A 14,628-nucleotide genomic window follows, 5' to 3' on the forward strand; every position below is an offset into this window, starting at 1 on the left:
CACTGCACGGCCATTGCCACACGGAAGCTCGCCTCCGTCAATCTGGCATGATCCAACGGCGGGGAAGCCGCAACAGGCAAGCGTGCACATCCCCAGTTACATGCCTCGCTTCCCCCGCCGCTTTGGCGTATGAGCAGCCATGGAAAATATCAGATTTGAAACCCCCGTCACCGTGAAGAGCGATCCGGCCGGCACCCCGCTCATCCTCCGCACCGCCAAGGAGGCGTCGGCCTTCCTGCTCAACAACTGGCCCGGCAAGCGCGGCCCCAAGCATCGCGCCGCCCTCCAGGCATGTTCGGACGCCATGTCGGGCGAAAGGCCGGTCATGGCTGCCCGGCGTGCCTTCATCGCCGCCGCGCGCGACGCAAGCGTCCTCATCACCGACAAGGACTGATCGCCCAAGTCACGGGCGAACGCCGGCACCTATCGCCGCAAATCGGAAATCTGGTCCTGGATCGCCTGGAAACAGGTATCGAGATCGCGGTGCAGCCGTTCGCTGGCCGCGGTCACCTCGTCCAGGGCCGCGTCATGGGCTTCGTCTGCCGGCTTTCCCGGGAAGGCCGCAGCAAGCAGGTTTTGCAAAAGCTCGAACATCGCGGCTTCCAGGTTTGTCTCGCCATGAGACAACACCTGAAGCGGCGGAGCGTTCCATCTGGCCCGGTCGTGTCCGGCAGGCGGTGCCTAGTTTTCCTGCACTGAAATGCCCGTTTCGTCGATGCGCAGCTCGACGCCCTTGGGCTTTGTCTCCTCGCGGAAGATGTAGACGCCAAGCGCAATCACGGCCACGGCCAGGGCACCGATGATGAGGTAGAGGGTGTTCTGCTTCATGAAGCCGTCGTACCGGCATGCCGTGGGCAAGTCCAGCACGTCACCGGCAGCGGAGACCTGGCCAGCGTCCCATTCCGGCACAGAACGCGTTGGCATGCGTCGTGCTTGGTATCCTTGGCCGGCGATGGCCGGAGCCTGGCCTTTCGAGGTCAGGTAAGGCTCGCCGGGGTTGGGATGGGGTTTTGCCCCGGCGGGCCCCCCTTGACGGTCGGTCCGTCCGGGGTTGCTCCGGGCGGCGGCGAGTACCGCCGCCGCACGCCGCCGCTGGGCTGCCAGACACCCTGGCGGGCAGTGGCTCCGAAGAAATTGTCGTTGATCCGCCTTGCGGTGGCGCGAAAGCCGTCGAGATGCGGCTTGACCGTCTCGCCCAGCCGCGCCGCGGCCTGAGCACCCAGCGCGCGTTCCAGGCTCGCCTTGTATTCCGGGATCTGCGACCAGTCGGCCACCGTCCTGTCGGTGATCTCCATGTGATACTGGAAGCCATAGGCGCGCGCTCCGACGCGCAGCGCCTGGATGGCGCAGGCGGCGTTGCCGGCCAGCACCTCGCCGCCCACGGGCAGGCCGGACACCTCCGCGCCATGCCATTGCAGCGTCTCGAGCGACGCCGCGACGCCGGCAAACAGCGGGTCGCCTTGGCCTGCCGCCGTGAGCTCCACCGATGCCAGCCCGACCTCGGGCATCTTCATCAGCCCGACCTTGCCGCCCAGCGCATCGGCCAGCAGCTGGTGCCCCAGGCAGATGCCGAGATAGGGTCGCCCAAGCTCGCGCACCCAGCGCCGGATGGCCGCCTTCTCCGGCACGAGCCAGGGGTGCTCGTCTTCCTGCCACACATCCATCGGCCCGCCCATCACGGCCAGCATGTCGAAGCCGTCGAGATCGGGGATCGTTTCACCCTCGTCCAGCTCGACGACATGCTCCTCATGTCCGGCCTCGCGCCAGAATTCGCCGAACACGCCGCTGTGCTCGACCTTCAGGTGCTGGAAAACCAGGATTTTCATGCGCTGTCCTCGACCATCTCCGATCCCGACAACAATGGCCGATCCCGCCCCCCGATCATGAGGCACAGCCGCCAAAACGTTGAGGCAGGACTAGCACGCATCAGAGTTGCCGCCGCGTGCCCCGTCTCCGATCGTCCGCTCCCCATTGTCACTGCCGCCCTGCCATTGCATCCTCGCCCGATGCCCGAGCCCTATCTTCTCCTCATCGTCATCGGTGCCATCTTCGTCCTTGCCGGGCTGGTCAAGGGCGTCGTCGGCCTCGGACTGCCGACCGTCGCCACGGGCCTGCTCGGGCTGGTGATGCTGCCGGCAGATGCGGCAGCCATCCTGCTCCTGCCCTCCTTCGTCACCAATGTCTGGCAGTTGCTCGCCGGCCCCGACGTCACCGCCCTGCTGCGTCGCCTGCGGCCGATGATGCTTGCCGTCTTCCTGGCGACGATCGCCTCCGCCGGACTGATCACCAGCAGCTACACCACCGTCGTCACGTCGGGGCTCGGCCTGATCCTGCTCGCCTATGCCGCCCTCGGCCTGCTCCGGCTGCGCATGGCCGTGCCGGCCCGGGCCGAACGCTGGGCCGGCCCGCTCGTCGGCACTGCAACCGGCATCATGACCGGCGCGACGGGCGTCTTCGTCATCCCGGCCGTGCCCTATCTCGGCGGGCTCGGCCTCGGCCGCGACGACCTCGTCCAGGCGCTCGGCCTGTCCTTCACCGTGTCCACGGTCGCCCTCGGCATCGGCCTGTGGTGGAACGGCGCCATTCCGCTCCAGTCGATGGGCCTCTCCGGCTACGCCATCGTGCCGGCGCTGGCCGGCATGTGGCTGGGCGGCTGGCTGCGCAGCCGCATCGATCCGGAAACCTTCAGGCGCTGGTTCTTTGCCGGGCTGGCTTTGCTCGGCGCGCACATTTCATGGCAGGGCCTCGCCTCGGCGCTCTAGTGCCCCAGCAGCGCGGTTATCGAGATCGCCGCCAGCGCCAGCACCGCCAGCTTCCAGAAATCGCGGCGCTGCCTCAGTCCAGGCAGGCCAAGCGGCTTGAGGATCTGGATCGCCATGATGGCCAGGATGATGAGCGACAGCGCCTTCGACATGCCGCCTTTGATCAACTTCCCGCGCCCCTGTCAAAGTGCCGCCGGCAATCTGCTATCGTGGCCCCGGCAGGCAGCAGCGCGCGCTACATCAGGCGAACACCCGGCGTGCGCAAAACCGCATCGGAATTCCGGGCCAGATCGGCTTTGCTGGCCAGCAGTTAAACCAAGGTCAAATGGACGCCGCGCGGCACAGGCGGCTACAAGACCAACCAAACGAGACGCCCTGAAGGGCCAATATCCTGGGAAGGAGACGCCATGCCATCTCGCTATCACGAGGTCTATGACGGTTGGGTCCGCAACCCCGAGGCGTTCTGGGCCGAAGCGGCGGGCGCCATCGACTGGTTCAAGCCCTGGGACAAGGTGTTCGATGCCGAAGGCGGCGTCTACGGCCAGTGGTTCTCAGGCGCCGAGTGCAACACCTGCTGGAACGCGCTCGACCGCCACGTCGAGGGCGGCCGCGCCGAGCAGGTGGCGCTGATCCACGACAGTCCCATCACCGGCACCCAGAAGAAATTCACCTATGCCGGCGTGCTCGCCGAGGTCACGGCCCTGGCCGCCGTGCTCGCCGACCAGGGCGTCGGCAAGGGCGACCGCGTCATCATCTACATGCCGATGGTCGCCGAAGCAGCCTTCGCCATGCTCGCCTGCGCCCGCCTCGGCGCCATCCATTCGGTGGTGTTCGGCGGCTTCGCCGCCAAGGAACTCGCCACCCGCATCGACGACGCCACGCCCAAGCTGATCATTTCGGCCTCCTGCGGCATCGAGCCGGGCCGCGTCATCGCCTACAAGCCGCTGCTTGACGGCGCCATCGAGCTTTCCGCCCACAAGCCGGAACGGTGCGTCGTCCTGCAGCGGCCGCAGCTGACCTGCGATCTCGTCGCCGGCCGCGACCTCGACTATGCCGAGGCCGTCAGCGCTGCCAGGGCCGCCGGCCGCAAGGTCGACTGCGTGCCGGTTCTCGCCACCGATCCGCTCTATGTGCTCTACACCTCCGGCACCACCGGCCAGCCCAAGGGCGTCGTGCGCGACAATGGCGGCCACATGGTCGCACTCAAATGGACGATGGAGAACGAATTCGGCGTCAAGCCCGGCGAGGTGTTCTGGGCCGCCTCCGACGTCGGCTGGGTCGTCGGCCATTCCTACATCGTCTATGCCCCGCTGCTGCACGGCGCCACCACCATCCTGTTCGAGGGCAAGCCGGTCGGCACGCCCGACGCCGGCACGTTCTGGCGTGTCATTTCGGAACACGGCGTCGTCGCCCTGTTCACCGCTCCCACCGCCTTCCGCGCCATCAAGAAGGAAGACCCCCAAGGCACCTTCGTGCCGCAATACGACCTGTCGAAATTCCGCACCCTGTTCCTCGCCGGCGAGCGCGCCGACCCCGAGACCATCAAATGGGCCGAGCTCAAGCTCGGCGTGCCGGTCATCGACCATTGGTGGCAGACCGAGACCGGACATCCGATCAGCCAGAACCCGGTCGGGCTCGGCCTGCTGCCGGTCAAGTACGGCTCGCCCTGCGTGCCGATGCCCGGCTACGACGTGCGCGTGCTCGACGACGCCGGCCATGAGGTGCCGCACGGCACGCTCGGCAACGTCGTGGTCAAGCTGCCGCTGCCGCCCGGCTGCCTGCCGACGCTGTGGCATGCCGACGAGCGCTTCTTCAACGCCTACCTCGCCGAGTTCCCCGGCTACTACAAGACGGCGGACGCCGGCTTCGTCGACGACGAAAACTACCTCTTCATCATGGCCCGCACCGACGACATCATCAACGTCGCCGGCCACCGCCTGTCGACAGGCGGCATGGAGGAGGTCGTGGCCGAGCATCCCGACGTCGCCGAATGCGCCGTCATCGGCATCGCCGATGCGATGAAGGGCCAGATCCCGTGCGGTTTCATCGTGCTCAACTCCGGCGTCGTCCGCGACACCGGCGCCATCGAGAAGGAGGTCGTCGGCCTGGTCCGCGACCGCATCGGCCCGGTCGTCGCCTTCAAGACGGTCGTCACCATCAAGCGCCTGCCCAAGACGCGCTCGGGCAAGATCCTGCGCGGCACCATGCAGAAGATCGCCGACCGCGAGGACTGGAAGATGCCGGCAACCATCGACGATCCCGTCATCCTCGACGAGATCACGGAGGCGCTGAAGGCCCGCGGCATCGGCGTCGACTAATACCCTCGCGATGGACCCAAAATCCCATGGTTCGACAGGCTCACCATGAGGATTTTGGGTCGGCCGCACCAAGCTCTCCGACTCTGGTGACAGCCGAAACACCACAGCCCTCATGATGAAGCGCTCCAGTAGCCTTCATGGTGAAACGCGCCAGTAACCCTCACGGTGAAGCGCGCCAGCAGCCCTCATGGTGAGGCGCGCCAGCAGCCCCTCATGGTGAGGCGCGCCAGTAACCCTCACGGTGAAGCGCGCCAGCAACCCTCACCGTGAAGCGCGCCAGCAACCCTCACCGTGAAGCGCGCCAGTAGCCCTCATGGTGAGGCGCGCCAGCAGCCCTCACGATGAGGCGCGCCAGCAGCCCTCACGGTGAGGCGCGCCAGTAGCCCTCATGGTGAGCCTGTCGAACCACGAGGGCGCTAGGCTCGACACAGCCTGTCCCGCAGATCTGGACGCTGTGCCATTGCCTGCACGCCGGGCCCGAGGCAAGTTGCCCTGACATGCATGAGGGGCACTGAAGATGCTGCGGAACTGGGTCGTCAGGTACTGGTATTCGTTTTCGACCACCGGCCTGCTGTTGGGAACGCTGTTCTTCGCGGCATCGCTGACCCCGACGCTGATCCCGCGCACCTACCTGACCCAGGGCGTGCTCTCGGGCCTTTCCGCCGCCGTCGGCTATGGCTGCGGCTTCTTCCTGCGCTGGCTGTGGCGCTACCTCGAGCTGCCTGAACTCAAGGCGCGCATCCTGGTCGGCGGCAATCTTGTTGCCGCCATCGCCTGCGGCATCGTCGGCCTGGTGTTCCTGTGGCGCGCCTCGGAATGGCAGAATTCGATTCGCGGCCTGATGCAGCTCGACCCGGTCGACACCGCCCACCCGCTGGAAGTCGGCGCCATCGCGCTCGTCACCTTCGTCGTGCTCGTGACGCTTGGCCGGCTGTTCAAGCTGACGCTGATCTTCGTCTCTGAGAAGCTGCGCCGCTTCGTGCCGACGCGCGTCTCCTATGTCATCGGCACCACCATTGCAGTGCTGCTGTTCTGGTCGGCCGCCGACGGCATCATCTTCCGCTACGGGCTGCGCGTGATGGACAGCTCGTTCCAGCGCCTCGACGCGCTGATGCCGCCGGAGACGCAGCAGCCAACCGAACCGGGCAAGACCGGCAGCACCGCTTCGCTGGTCCGCTGGCAGGATCTCGGCCGCATGGGCCGCTCCTACATCGCCACCGGCCCGACCGCAGCCGACATCGGCAAGCTCACCGGAAAACCGGCCCTGGAGCCGGTCCGCGTCTATGTCGGGCTTCAATCGGGCGACACGCCGCAGCAGCGCGCCAAGCTCGCTCTGGAGGAACTCAAGCGCGCCGGCGGCTTCGAACGCTCGACGCTGGTCATCGTCACGCCCACCGGCACCGGTTGGGTCGACGAACAGGCCCTCGACCCGATCGAGTTCCTGCACGATGGCGATGTCGCCAGCGTCGCCACCCAGTATTCCTACCTCGCCAGTTGGCTGTCGCTGCTGGTCGAGCCCGGCTACGGCGCCGAGCAGTCGCGCGCGCTGTTTTCCGAGGTCTACGGCCACTGGCGCACCCTGCCCCGCGAAACGCGCCCGAAACTCTACCTCTTCGGCCTCAGCCTCGGCGCCCTCAGCACCGAGCTGTCCAACGAACTGTTCGAGGTCCTTGGCGACCCATATCAGGGCGCCCTGCTCAGCGGCCCGCCCTTCGCCAGCCGCATCTGGCGCTCGATCACCGACGGCCGCAATCCCGGCACGCCGGCATGGCTGCCCGAGTTCCGCGACGGCTCCTATGTCCGCTTCACCGCCCAGAAGAACGCGCTCGACATTCCGGGCGCCAGCTGGGGTCCGCTGCGCCTCGTCTACCTGCAATACGCCTCGGACCCGATCGTCTTCTACGAGCCGCGTGCGCTCTACCGCGAGCCCGACTGGATGAAGACCCCGCGCGGGCCCGACGTGTCGCCCGAGCTTCGCTGGTACCCGGTCGTCACCTTCCTCCAGCTGACGCTCGACATCGCCATGGCCACCACCGCGCCCATCGGCCATGGCCACGTCTACGCTGCCGAGCACTATATCGATGCCTGGATGCAGGTTGCCGACATCGAGGGCTGGACGCCCGATGCCGTCGCCAGGCTGAAGCAGCATTTCATCGATGCCCGCAAATGACGCGAGTCAGCGGATAAGGTCGGCCGCCCTGGCGCCGAGCGCTGCGATCAGGTCGTCGGGGCGCATGCGAATCTGAAGGCCCCTCTGGCCGCCATTGAGGTAGATCTCGTCCTCCAGCGTCGCCATCTCCTCGACCGCCGTCGGCACCTGCTTGCGCTGGCCGAAGGGCGAGATGCCGCCGACCTTGTAGCCGGTCAGCCGCTCGGCATCGACCGGCTTCATCATCTGCGCCGCCTTGCCGCCGAAGGCGGCGGCGACCTTCTTCATGTTGACCTCCTGGTCGGAGGGCACCACCACGCAGGCCGGCTTGCCGTCGACCTCGACCATAAGCGTCTTGAGCACGATGCCAGGCGCAACCCCCATCGCCTCGGCCGCCTGCAGCCCGACGCGCTCGGCACCGGGATCGTAGTCATAGGTGGCGACGGTGAAGGCTATGCCCGACTTGGTCAGCGCGAGCGTGGCGGGAGTGGTCTTGGACATGCCCCGTTGTGCAACAGCGGCCCGGCCATTCGCAAGGGCTACCAAAATGGATCATGCCCTTCGGCGGTCGTCGTCTCCTTGACATACTCATACCCAACTGGCTATGTGTCGTCGCATAGCCGGATAGGTATGAGTGATGTCTGAAATTCACGACGCGATGTTCCGGGCGCTGTCCGACCCCACCCGCCGCGGGCTCTTCGAGCGCCTCTGCCGCGAAGGCGACACGACGGTCGTCGGGCTGCTCTCCGGCGCCGGCGTCTCGCAGCCGGTGGTCTCCAGGCACCTCAAGGTGCTGAAGTCCGCAGGCCTGGTGCGCGACCGGCACGAAGGCCGCTACACCTACTACAGCGCCGAGCGCGCCGCGCTCAGGACGCTGGTCGACTGGACGAGCGAGATGTCCGGTTTCTGGAACGACCGCTTCGACGATCTCGACAACCTGCTCAGGAGGATGGACCAATGACCGAAACCATGGAAACCACGCGCTCGGTCGTGGTCGAGCGCGATTTTCCCTATCCGCCCGAAAAGCTCTGGCGCGCGCTGACCCAGCCGCATCTCATCGCCGAATGGCTGATGAACAACGATTTCGCCGCCGAGGCCGGCCGCCGCTTCACGCTCTCCGCCGACTGGGGCCAGGTCGATTGCGAGGTCGAGACGGTGGAGGAGAACCGCGCGCTGGCCTATCGCTGGGACACCAAGGACCTCCGCAGCATCGTCACCTGGACGCTCGCCCCCACCGTGTCAGGCACCAGCCTGCGCATGGAACAGCGCGGCTTCACCACCGCCCAGAAATCCTACTTCCAGGGCGCCACCGTCGGCTGGCCGCGCTTCTTCGACGCGTTGGGCAACGTCGTCTCGAAGCTGGACTGACCGCGCACCCCCGCAACCACATCGAAATCCCGGAGCATTGCCATGAACTCTGTGATCCGCACCATCCACCGCTGGACGTCGCTCGTCTTCTGCCTGGCCGTCGCATCGATCTTCGCCGGCATGGCCGTCACCACCTTGCCCGAGTGGTTCTGCTACCTGCCCCTGCCGCCGCTCTTCGTGCTGATCCCGACCGGCATCTACATGTTCTTCGCGCCCTATTTCAACGGCCGGGCAAGTCCCGTGCCTGCAGCGAAGGGCAGCGCCTGATGACCGGAAAGGAATCCGCCAAGGCAAAGCTCCTGTCGGGCGGCAATCCGCAGATCGCCAAGGGTTACGGCGACGCCGTCGTCCAGTCCTACATCGATGCCATGCCCGGCTGGAAGCAGGACGTCGGCCGCCGCCTCGACGCTCTCGTCACAGACGCGGTGCCCGGCGTGGTCAAGGCGGTGAAGTGGAACTCGCCCTTCTACGGCATGGAAAAGGACATCTGGTTCCTCGGCTTCCACTGCATGACGAAATACGTCAAGGTCGCTTTCTTCAAGGGCGCGCGGCTCTCCCCGCTGCCATCAGGTACGTCGAAGCAGGCCGACGTGCGTTATCTCGACATCTACGAGGGCAAGCCGTTCGACGAGCAGCAGTTCTCCGAATGGGTCAAACAGGCAAGCGCCTTGCCCGGCGAGAAGATGTGAAGGACACCGCCCTGAACGACCGCACGGGAACTGCCATGACCGTCGCCATCCGGTCCGCTCTCGCCGCGGACAGGGATGCGCTTGGAGCACTCAAGCTGCGATCTTCGCTGGCCTGGGGCGACCATGTCGAGGAGTTGCAAGCGCTGGCGGAGGCGCGCGAGGTTCCGGCAACGCAACTGCCTCATGTCGCTGTCGCGGAAATCGCCGGGAAGATCGTCGGCTTCGTCACTGTCCTTCCGGCCGACGCTGCCACTCATGCCGAGCTTGAAGACCTCTTCGTGGCGCCCGAAGCATGGCGACAGGGCATTGGCGGCATGCTTCTCGCCGAAGCCGAACGCCGCGCCAGGGCGTTCGGCGCGCGAACGCTCGGCGTCGTTGCCGGCGAGCGCGCGCGTTCGTTCTACGAGGCGTCAGGCTTTCGATTCGTGAAGACGGTCGCGACCGATCTTGCGCCTGCCGCCAGGCTGCAAAAGGAGCTCCCCTAGCACTGGGGGCTACGGGCCGAGATCACGTCGCCACGCCCCAGGGCGACATCACCCTCTTCGCGCCGCCTCGATCTTGGCGACGTCGATCTTCTTCATGTCCATCATCACGGCAAACGCCCGCTTGGCTTCGCCGCCGCCGGCAGCCATCGCCTCGGTCAGCACGCGCGGCGTGATCTGCCAGTTGATGCCCCATTTGTCCTTGCACCAGCCGCAGGCGCTCTCCTGCCCGCCATTGCCGACGATGGCGTTCCAGTAGCGGTCCGTCTCCTCCTGGTCGTCGGTGGCGATCTGGAACGAGAAGGCCTCGTTGTGCTTGAAGGCAGGCCCGCCATTGAGGCCGATGCAGGGAATGCCGGCAACCGTGAAATCCACCGTCAGCACGTCGCCCTCCTTACCGGAGGGATAGTCGCCGGGGGCGCGATGGACCGCCCCCACCTTGCTGTCCGGAAAAACCTCGGCATAGAAGCGCGCGGCAGTCTCCGCGTCCTTGTCGTACCACAGGCAGATCGTGTTCTTGGCGATGGCCATTGCTGGTCCTCCTCGTTGAAGCCCGGTCCCGCCCGGTTGCACGCCGCCGCCGCCGCTCGCTGTCGCCGCCGGCATGCCTACCAACACAGAATGCGCCAGCGCGCCTGGCGTTCCGCCGCCGGCCCGACAGGCTACCCCAACGGCAGCCTGAACACTATGCCGGCTGCACTTCTATGGTGACATGCGACAGGTCGTGGATGTGGGCGAGCTTCGATTTGTAGCTCTCGGGCGTTGCCGGCGCACTCGACTTGAGCGCCACGATGGCCGCGTGATGGCCCGGCCCGACCTGCCAGACATGCAGGTCGGTGATCACGTCCTTGTCGGTCTGCACCGCCTGGCGGATCTCGTCGGGCAGGTCCTCGCCCGAAGGCACGTAGTCGACCAGCACGCGCCCCGCGTCGCGGATCAGCGTCCACGACCAGCGCGCGATGACCACGGCGCCGACGATGCCCATCAACGGATCGATCCACCGGAGCCCATAGATCGCGCCCATCACCAGCGCGAAGATCGCCAGCACCGATGTCAGCGCATCGGCCAGCACATGCACGTAGGCGGCACGCAGGTTGTTGTCGTGCCCATGCGCATGATCATGTCCATGCGCATGATCGTGGCCGCCATCATGCAGCAGCCAGGCGCTGGCAAGGTTCACCGCCAGCCCGACCACGGCGATGATCGCCGCCTCGCGAAAATTGATCGCCACCGGGTTCATCAGCCGGACGACGCTTTCCCAGCCGATATAGATCGCCACCATCGCCAGGATCACCGCACTGGCAAACGCCGCGAGATCGCCGACCTTGCCGGTGCCGAAGGTGAAGCGCGGATTGTGCGCCTGCCGGCGCGCGAAGACGTAGGCGAGTGCCGCGATCGCCATGGCCGCTGCATGGGTCGACATGTGCCAGCCGTCGGCCACCAGCGCCATCGAGCCGTAGATCGTGCCGGCGACGATCTCGACCACCATCATCGCAGCCGTCAGCGCGATCACGAACATCGTCCGCCGCGCATTGCGGTCGTGGCGCTCGCCCAGGAAGACGTGGCTGTGCGCCGGCTCGAACGCGTCGTGGCGATGCCCGTGCTCCTGCCCGTCATGGTCATGGCTATGGTGCCGGTCATGGGAATGGCCGTGCGGATACGGATGGTCGTGGCTCATTTCAGATAGGTCCTGATGACGTCGATCAACTCGTCGCCGCCGCGCTGGCGCTCGGCCGCGTCGGTGGGCGCGAGAACATGGTCGCGGATGTGGTCTTCCATCAGCTCGGCGGTCAGCCCGCCGACGGCGCCGCGCACCGATGCGACCAGTTGCAGCACGTCGCTGCAGCCGAGCTCGGCCTCGAGCGCGCGCTCCACCGCCTCGACCTGGCCCTTGATGCGCCGCACCCGCGCCAGAAGCTTCGATTTTTCACGGATCACATGGGACATCACCACCTCACATAATATAGGGGGGTATCCTATATTATGAAGCGGCGTTTGCAATGGCGCAAGCGTTGCCTTCCTCCCTCCCCCTTGTGGGAGGGATCGAGGGTGGGGGAAGGAGAGGCAACACCCCGCCCCGTTGACCCCGCCCGCCCTTCCCGCCACTGTCCGCCACTGGATTCGCCCTCGCGGCAACGGTGACAGGAGCGGACATGAAACTCGACGGCAAGACGGCAATCGTCACGGGCGGCGCCAAGGGCATCGGCTATGCCATTGCCGAGCGTCTCCTCGGCGAAGGCGCCCGCGTCGTCATCGCCGACATCGACCAGGAACAGGGCGACGCCGCCGAGCGCGACCTCGCCCGGCTCGGCAAGGCGCGCTTCGTTCGCGCCGATGTCGGCAAGCGCCTCGATGTTCACAACCTCGTCGCCTCTACGATCGACGCCTTCGGCGACGTGGACGTGCTGGTCAACAATGCCGGCATCGACCACCAGGCCGATTTCCTCGACGTCACCGAGGACGATTTCGATCGTGTGCTCAGGGTCAACCTCAAGGGCGCCTTCCTTGCCGGCCAGGCGGTGGCGCGCTTCATGGTCGAGAAGGTCAAGACCGGCGGCGCGCCCGGCGCCATCGTCAACATGTCCTCGGTCAATTCGGTCGTCGCCATCCCCGACCAGGTGCCCTACGCCGTGTCCAAGGGTGGCGTCGCCCAGCTCACCACCGTCATGGCGCTGGCGCTGGCGCCCTGGGGCATCCGCGTCAACGCCATCGGCCCCGGCTCGATCTCGACCGACATGCTGGCGCGCGTCAACGCCGACCCCGCGGCCAAGGCCCGCATCCTGTCGCGCACGCCGCTCGGCCGCATCGGCGAGCCCGAGGAAATCGCCGCGATCGCCGCCTTCCTCGCTTCCGACGACGCCAGCTACATCACCGGCCAGACCATCTTCGCCGACGGCGGACGGCTCGCCCTCAACTACACGGTGCCGGCCAAGGGCTGAGCCCGGTAATGCGCCCGGTGCGTCGAAATTTCGACTCAGGAAGCGCACCAGGCCGATAGCTGCAAGCCTGCCTCGCCGGCATCTCGATACACCTGCCGGCTCCTGACAGACTGCTGTCAGGAGGGCTGTGCGATACTCCTCTCGTACAAGAATTGGAGGATCAGTCATGAGCAAGTTCACCCCCGACATCTTCCGCGCGGTCAGGCATTATGCCGGCAAGATCAGGACCATTCACAACGAGATCCGCACCGAGCGATTCCTGAGCTCGCTCCCCGCCGAACTGCGCAAGGACATCGGCTGGCCCGATCGCTTCGGCTCGCGCCGCACCGACAACAGCTGACACATCCAGCGAGAAAGGACGCGACAATGACCGCCTCGAAAACCATCGGTGTTCTCTTCATCGAAGGCTACGCAGACTGGGAATACGGCATGCTTGCCGCCTCGGCGGTCGAGTGGTTCGGCGCGCGCGCCATGGCGATTTCGCCGCACGCCTCGCCGCTGACCTCGATCGCCGGCTTCCGCCTCGATGCGGTGCGCGGCGCCAAACCGGCGGAAAATGGCGATCTCGACGCGGTTGCGGTCATCGGCTCCGACGGATGGGCCGCAGCAGGCGCACCCGACGTCGCGCCGCTGCTGAAGGCGGTGGCGGCCCGCGGCGGCGTGGTCGGCGGCATCTGCGCCGGCACGCTCGCCCTCGCCCGCGCCGGCCTGTTCAAGGGCGTTGCCCACACCAGCAATGGCCGCGACTGGATCCTCGGCCATGAGCCGGCCTATGCCGGCGCTGCGAACTATCGGGATGTGCCGCATGCCGTTGCCGACGGCAACATCGTCTCGGCTCCGGGGTCGGCGCCGGGAACCTTCGCCGCGGCCTTCCTCGAGACGTTGTATCCCGAGCAGGCCGGCCAGATCGGCGAGATGCGCGCCATGTTTGCCCGCGAGCATGCCATGGTCGCGCGCGGACATGGTGACGCCTCCTGACACTATGCTGTCAGGAGGCCTGTGCGATGATAGAATGAACAGGTCCGCATACGCAGGCTTTCGGCACCATGCAGCGCCAGCGCGAAGGGTATGCCGGAACGGCTTTTGACTTTGCGCATTGTCACCGAGGCCAGGCGCCCCCACTTGGCCAAGGACAGCGCGAGACTTTGAGGGGTATTCGATGAGACGCGCCGACAGGCTGTTCCAGATCGTACAGCATCTCCGAGGTGGCCGCCTGGTCACCGCGCACAAGCTGGGCGCGTGGCTCGAGGTTTCCGAGCGCACGATCTATCGCGACATCGCCGACCTGCAATCGACGGGTGTGCCGATCGATGGCGAGGCAGGCGTAGGCTACCTCATGAGGGAAGGCTTCGACCTTCCGCCGCTGATGTTCACACGAGATGAAATCGTAGCCCTTGTTGCCGGCGCCCGCATGGTCCGCGCCTTCGGCGGCGCTGCCATGGCCCGTGCCGCCGACGAGGCCCTGGTCAAGATCGGCGCGGTCCTGCCGGACTCGGAAAAGGACCGCATCGCCCGCACCGAAATCCACACGCCGATGTGGGTCGTCTCCGACGCCGACCGCGAGGCGATCGACCTGATCGAACGCGCCGTCGAAAAGCGCCAGGTGCTCAAGCTCGATTACAATGACGAGGCCGGCCGCGGCTCGGCGCGCGATGTGCGCCCGCTCGGCCTGTGGTTCTGGGGCAAGGTCTGGACGCTGATCGCCTGGTGCGAGATGCGCAACGACTTCCGTGCCTTCCGCATTGACCGCATCGCCTCCGTTGCTTCCGCCGGCCGTAACTTCAAGCCCGAGCGCGGCAAGCTGCTGGTCGATTATTACCGCAGCGTCGAACGCAGCGAATCCTTCGGCGATCGCAATTCCCACGGCTGACGCATCCTCCCAACGTCAGCCCCTTCGAAAAGCCCGGCCGCCAGCCGGGCT

At 66.5% G+C, this 14,628-nt stretch carries 21 protein-coding genes; 13 read left to right on the plus strand and 8 right to left on the minus strand.

The features are described from left to right. Nucleotides 1–139: 139 nt before the first annotated feature. Entirely contained in the window at nt 140–394 is a 255-nt protein-coding gene (locus ASC75_RS10645; protein ID WP_055974299.1) for a DUF982 domain-containing protein, read from the plus strand. 29 nt (nt 395–423) lie between these two features. Here ASC75_RS10645 and ASC75_RS25955 read toward each other — a convergent pair whose 3' ends face one another. From ASC75_RS25955 to ASC75_RS10655, 3 genes are all read right to left on the minus strand, one after another. Then, nucleotides 424–594 (minus strand): hypothetical protein, encoded by a 171-nt coding sequence (locus ASC75_RS25955; protein WP_156381198.1) that lies wholly within the window; start codon nt 592–594, stop codon nt 424–426. 87 nt (nt 595–681) lie between these two features. Next, nucleotides 682–924 (minus strand): hypothetical protein, encoded by a 243-nt coding sequence (locus ASC75_RS26270; RefSeq protein ID WP_055974303.1) that lies wholly within the window; start codon nt 922–924, stop codon nt 682–684. Between the two features lie 53 nt (nt 925–977). After that, nucleotides 978–1,826 (minus strand): type 1 glutamine amidotransferase, encoded by an 849-nt coding sequence (locus ASC75_RS10655; RefSeq protein ID WP_082496514.1) that lies wholly within the window; start codon nt 1,824–1,826, stop codon nt 978–980. Between the two features lie 180 nt (nt 1,827–2,006). On the opposite strand from ASC75_RS10655, the gene ASC75_RS10660 reads away from it, so the two are divergent. Then, the gene (locus ASC75_RS10660) at nt 2,007–2,762 is read left to right on the plus strand and encodes a sulfite exporter TauE/SafE family protein (RefSeq protein WP_055974305.1); all 756 of its coding nucleotides are present in this window, start codon (nt 2,007–2,009) and stop codon (nt 2,760–2,762) included. On the opposite strand, the gene ASC75_RS25965 is transcribed toward ASC75_RS10660, so the two are convergent. Further along, entirely contained in the window at nt 2,759–2,929 is a 171-nt protein-coding gene (locus tag ASC75_RS25965; protein ID WP_156381199.1) for a hypothetical protein, read from the minus strand. The genes ASC75_RS10660 and ASC75_RS25965 overlap by 4 nt on opposite strands. A 240-nt stretch (nt 2,930–3,169) precedes the next feature. Here ASC75_RS25965 and ASC75_RS10665 point away from each other — a divergent pair, with 240 nt between their 5' ends. Together ASC75_RS10665 and ASC75_RS10670 are read left to right on the plus strand one after the other, a co-directional pair. After that, on the plus strand, nt 3,170–5,080 hold the full coding sequence (locus ASC75_RS10665) for a propionyl-CoA synthetase (protein WP_055974309.1): 1,911 nt from the start codon (nt 3,170–3,172) through the stop codon (nt 5,078–5,080). 517 nt (nt 5,081–5,597) lie between these two features. Continuing rightward, nucleotides 5,598–7,250, plus strand: coding sequence for an alpha/beta-hydrolase family protein (locus ASC75_RS10670; protein ID WP_055974312.1), 1,653 nt, complete (start codon nt 5,598–5,600; stop codon nt 7,248–7,250). Between the two features lie 6 nt (nt 7,251–7,256). Here the strand turns inward: ASC75_RS10670 and ybaK are convergent, their stop codons facing one another. After that, on the minus strand, nt 7,257–7,730 hold the full coding sequence (gene ybaK, locus ASC75_RS10675) for a Cys-tRNA(Pro) deacylase (protein WP_055974315.1): 474 nt from the start codon (nt 7,728–7,730) through the stop codon (nt 7,257–7,259). A gap of 136 nt (nt 7,731–7,866) precedes the next feature. On the opposite strand from ybaK, the gene ASC75_RS10680 reads away from it, so the two are divergent. The 5 genes from ASC75_RS10680 to ASC75_RS10700 are packed head-to-tail and all read left to right on the plus strand — an operon-like array spanning nt 7,867 to nt 9,771. Further along, entirely contained in the window at nt 7,867–8,190 is a 324-nt protein-coding gene (locus tag ASC75_RS10680; RefSeq protein WP_055974317.1) for a metalloregulator ArsR/SmtB family transcription factor, read from the plus strand. Continuing rightward, on the plus strand, nt 8,187–8,597 hold the full coding sequence (locus tag ASC75_RS10685; protein WP_055974320.1) for an SRPBCC domain-containing protein: 411 nt from the start codon (nt 8,187–8,189) through the stop codon (nt 8,595–8,597). Before ASC75_RS10680 ends, ASC75_RS10685 begins: the two co-directional genes overlap by 4 nt. Before the next feature lie 36 nt (nt 8,598–8,633). Beyond that, nucleotides 8,634–8,864 carry a hypothetical protein gene (locus tag ASC75_RS10690; protein WP_184117383.1) on the plus strand — a complete coding sequence of 77 codons (231 nt, stop codon included), beginning with the start codon at nt 8,634–8,636 and terminating at the stop codon, nt 8,862–8,864. Beyond that, nucleotides 8,864–9,286, plus strand: coding sequence for a DUF1801 domain-containing protein (locus ASC75_RS10695; protein ID WP_055974328.1), 423 nt, complete (start codon nt 8,864–8,866; stop codon nt 9,284–9,286). The genes ASC75_RS10690 and ASC75_RS10695 overlap by 1 nt, the downstream gene beginning before the upstream one ends. After that, complete coding sequence (locus ASC75_RS10700; protein WP_055974331.1) at nt 9,283–9,771, plus strand: GNAT family N-acetyltransferase; 489 nt, start codon at nt 9,283–9,285, stop codon at nt 9,769–9,771. The genes ASC75_RS10695 and ASC75_RS10700 overlap by 4 nt, the downstream gene beginning before the upstream one ends. A gap of 48 nt (nt 9,772–9,819) precedes the next feature. Here the strand turns inward: ASC75_RS10700 and ASC75_RS10705 are convergent, their stop codons facing one another. The 3 genes from ASC75_RS10705 to ASC75_RS10715 form a co-directional block, all read right to left on the minus strand. Continuing rightward, nucleotides 9,820–10,293, minus strand: a complete 474-nt coding sequence (locus ASC75_RS10705) for a VOC family protein (RefSeq protein WP_184117384.1) — start codon at nt 10,291–10,293, stop codon at nt 9,820–9,822. A 160-nt stretch (nt 10,294–10,453) separates the two neighbouring features. Beyond that, nucleotides 10,454–11,446: a CDF family Co(II)/Ni(II) efflux transporter DmeF gene (gene dmeF, locus ASC75_RS10710; RefSeq protein ID WP_156381200.1), complete on the minus strand. Its 993-nt coding sequence runs from the start codon at nt 11,444–11,446 to the stop codon at nt 10,454–10,456. Next, nucleotides 11,443–11,715: a metal/formaldehyde-sensitive transcriptional repressor gene (locus ASC75_RS10715; protein ID WP_055974338.1), complete on the minus strand. Its 273-nt coding sequence runs from the start codon at nt 11,713–11,715 to the stop codon at nt 11,443–11,445. Before ASC75_RS10715 ends, dmeF begins: the two co-directional genes overlap by 4 nt. A 206-nt stretch (nt 11,716–11,921) precedes the next feature. On the opposite strand from ASC75_RS10715, the gene ASC75_RS10720 reads away from it, so the two are divergent. The 4 genes from ASC75_RS10720 (at nt 11,922) to ASC75_RS10730 (ending at nt 14,577) form a co-directional block, all read left to right on the plus strand. Next, nucleotides 11,922–12,707, plus strand: coding sequence for an SDR family oxidoreductase (locus ASC75_RS10720; RefSeq protein WP_055974341.1), 786 nt, complete (start codon nt 11,922–11,924; stop codon nt 12,705–12,707). 166 nt (nt 12,708–12,873) lie between these two features. After that, on the plus strand, nt 12,874–13,047 hold the full coding sequence (locus tag ASC75_RS26430) for a hypothetical protein (RefSeq protein ID WP_184117373.1): 174 nt from the start codon (nt 12,874–12,876) through the stop codon (nt 13,045–13,047). A gap of 26 nt (nt 13,048–13,073) precedes the next feature. Beyond that, nucleotides 13,074–13,685 carry a DJ-1/PfpI family protein gene (locus ASC75_RS10725; RefSeq protein WP_055974344.1) on the plus strand — a complete coding sequence of 204 codons (612 nt, stop codon included), beginning with the start codon at nt 13,074–13,076 and terminating at the stop codon, nt 13,683–13,685. Between the two features lie 181 nt (nt 13,686–13,866). Next, nucleotides 13,867–14,577: a YafY family protein gene (locus ASC75_RS10730; RefSeq protein WP_055974345.1), complete on the plus strand. Its 711-nt coding sequence runs from the start codon at nt 13,867–13,869 to the stop codon at nt 14,575–14,577. Nucleotides 14,578–14,628: the final 51 nt, after the last annotated feature.

This window comes from Aminobacter sp. DSM 101952, from assembly GCF_001424795.1.
Lineage (GTDB): Bacteria > Pseudomonadota > Alphaproteobacteria > Rhizobiales > Rhizobiaceae > Aminobacter > Aminobacter aganoensis.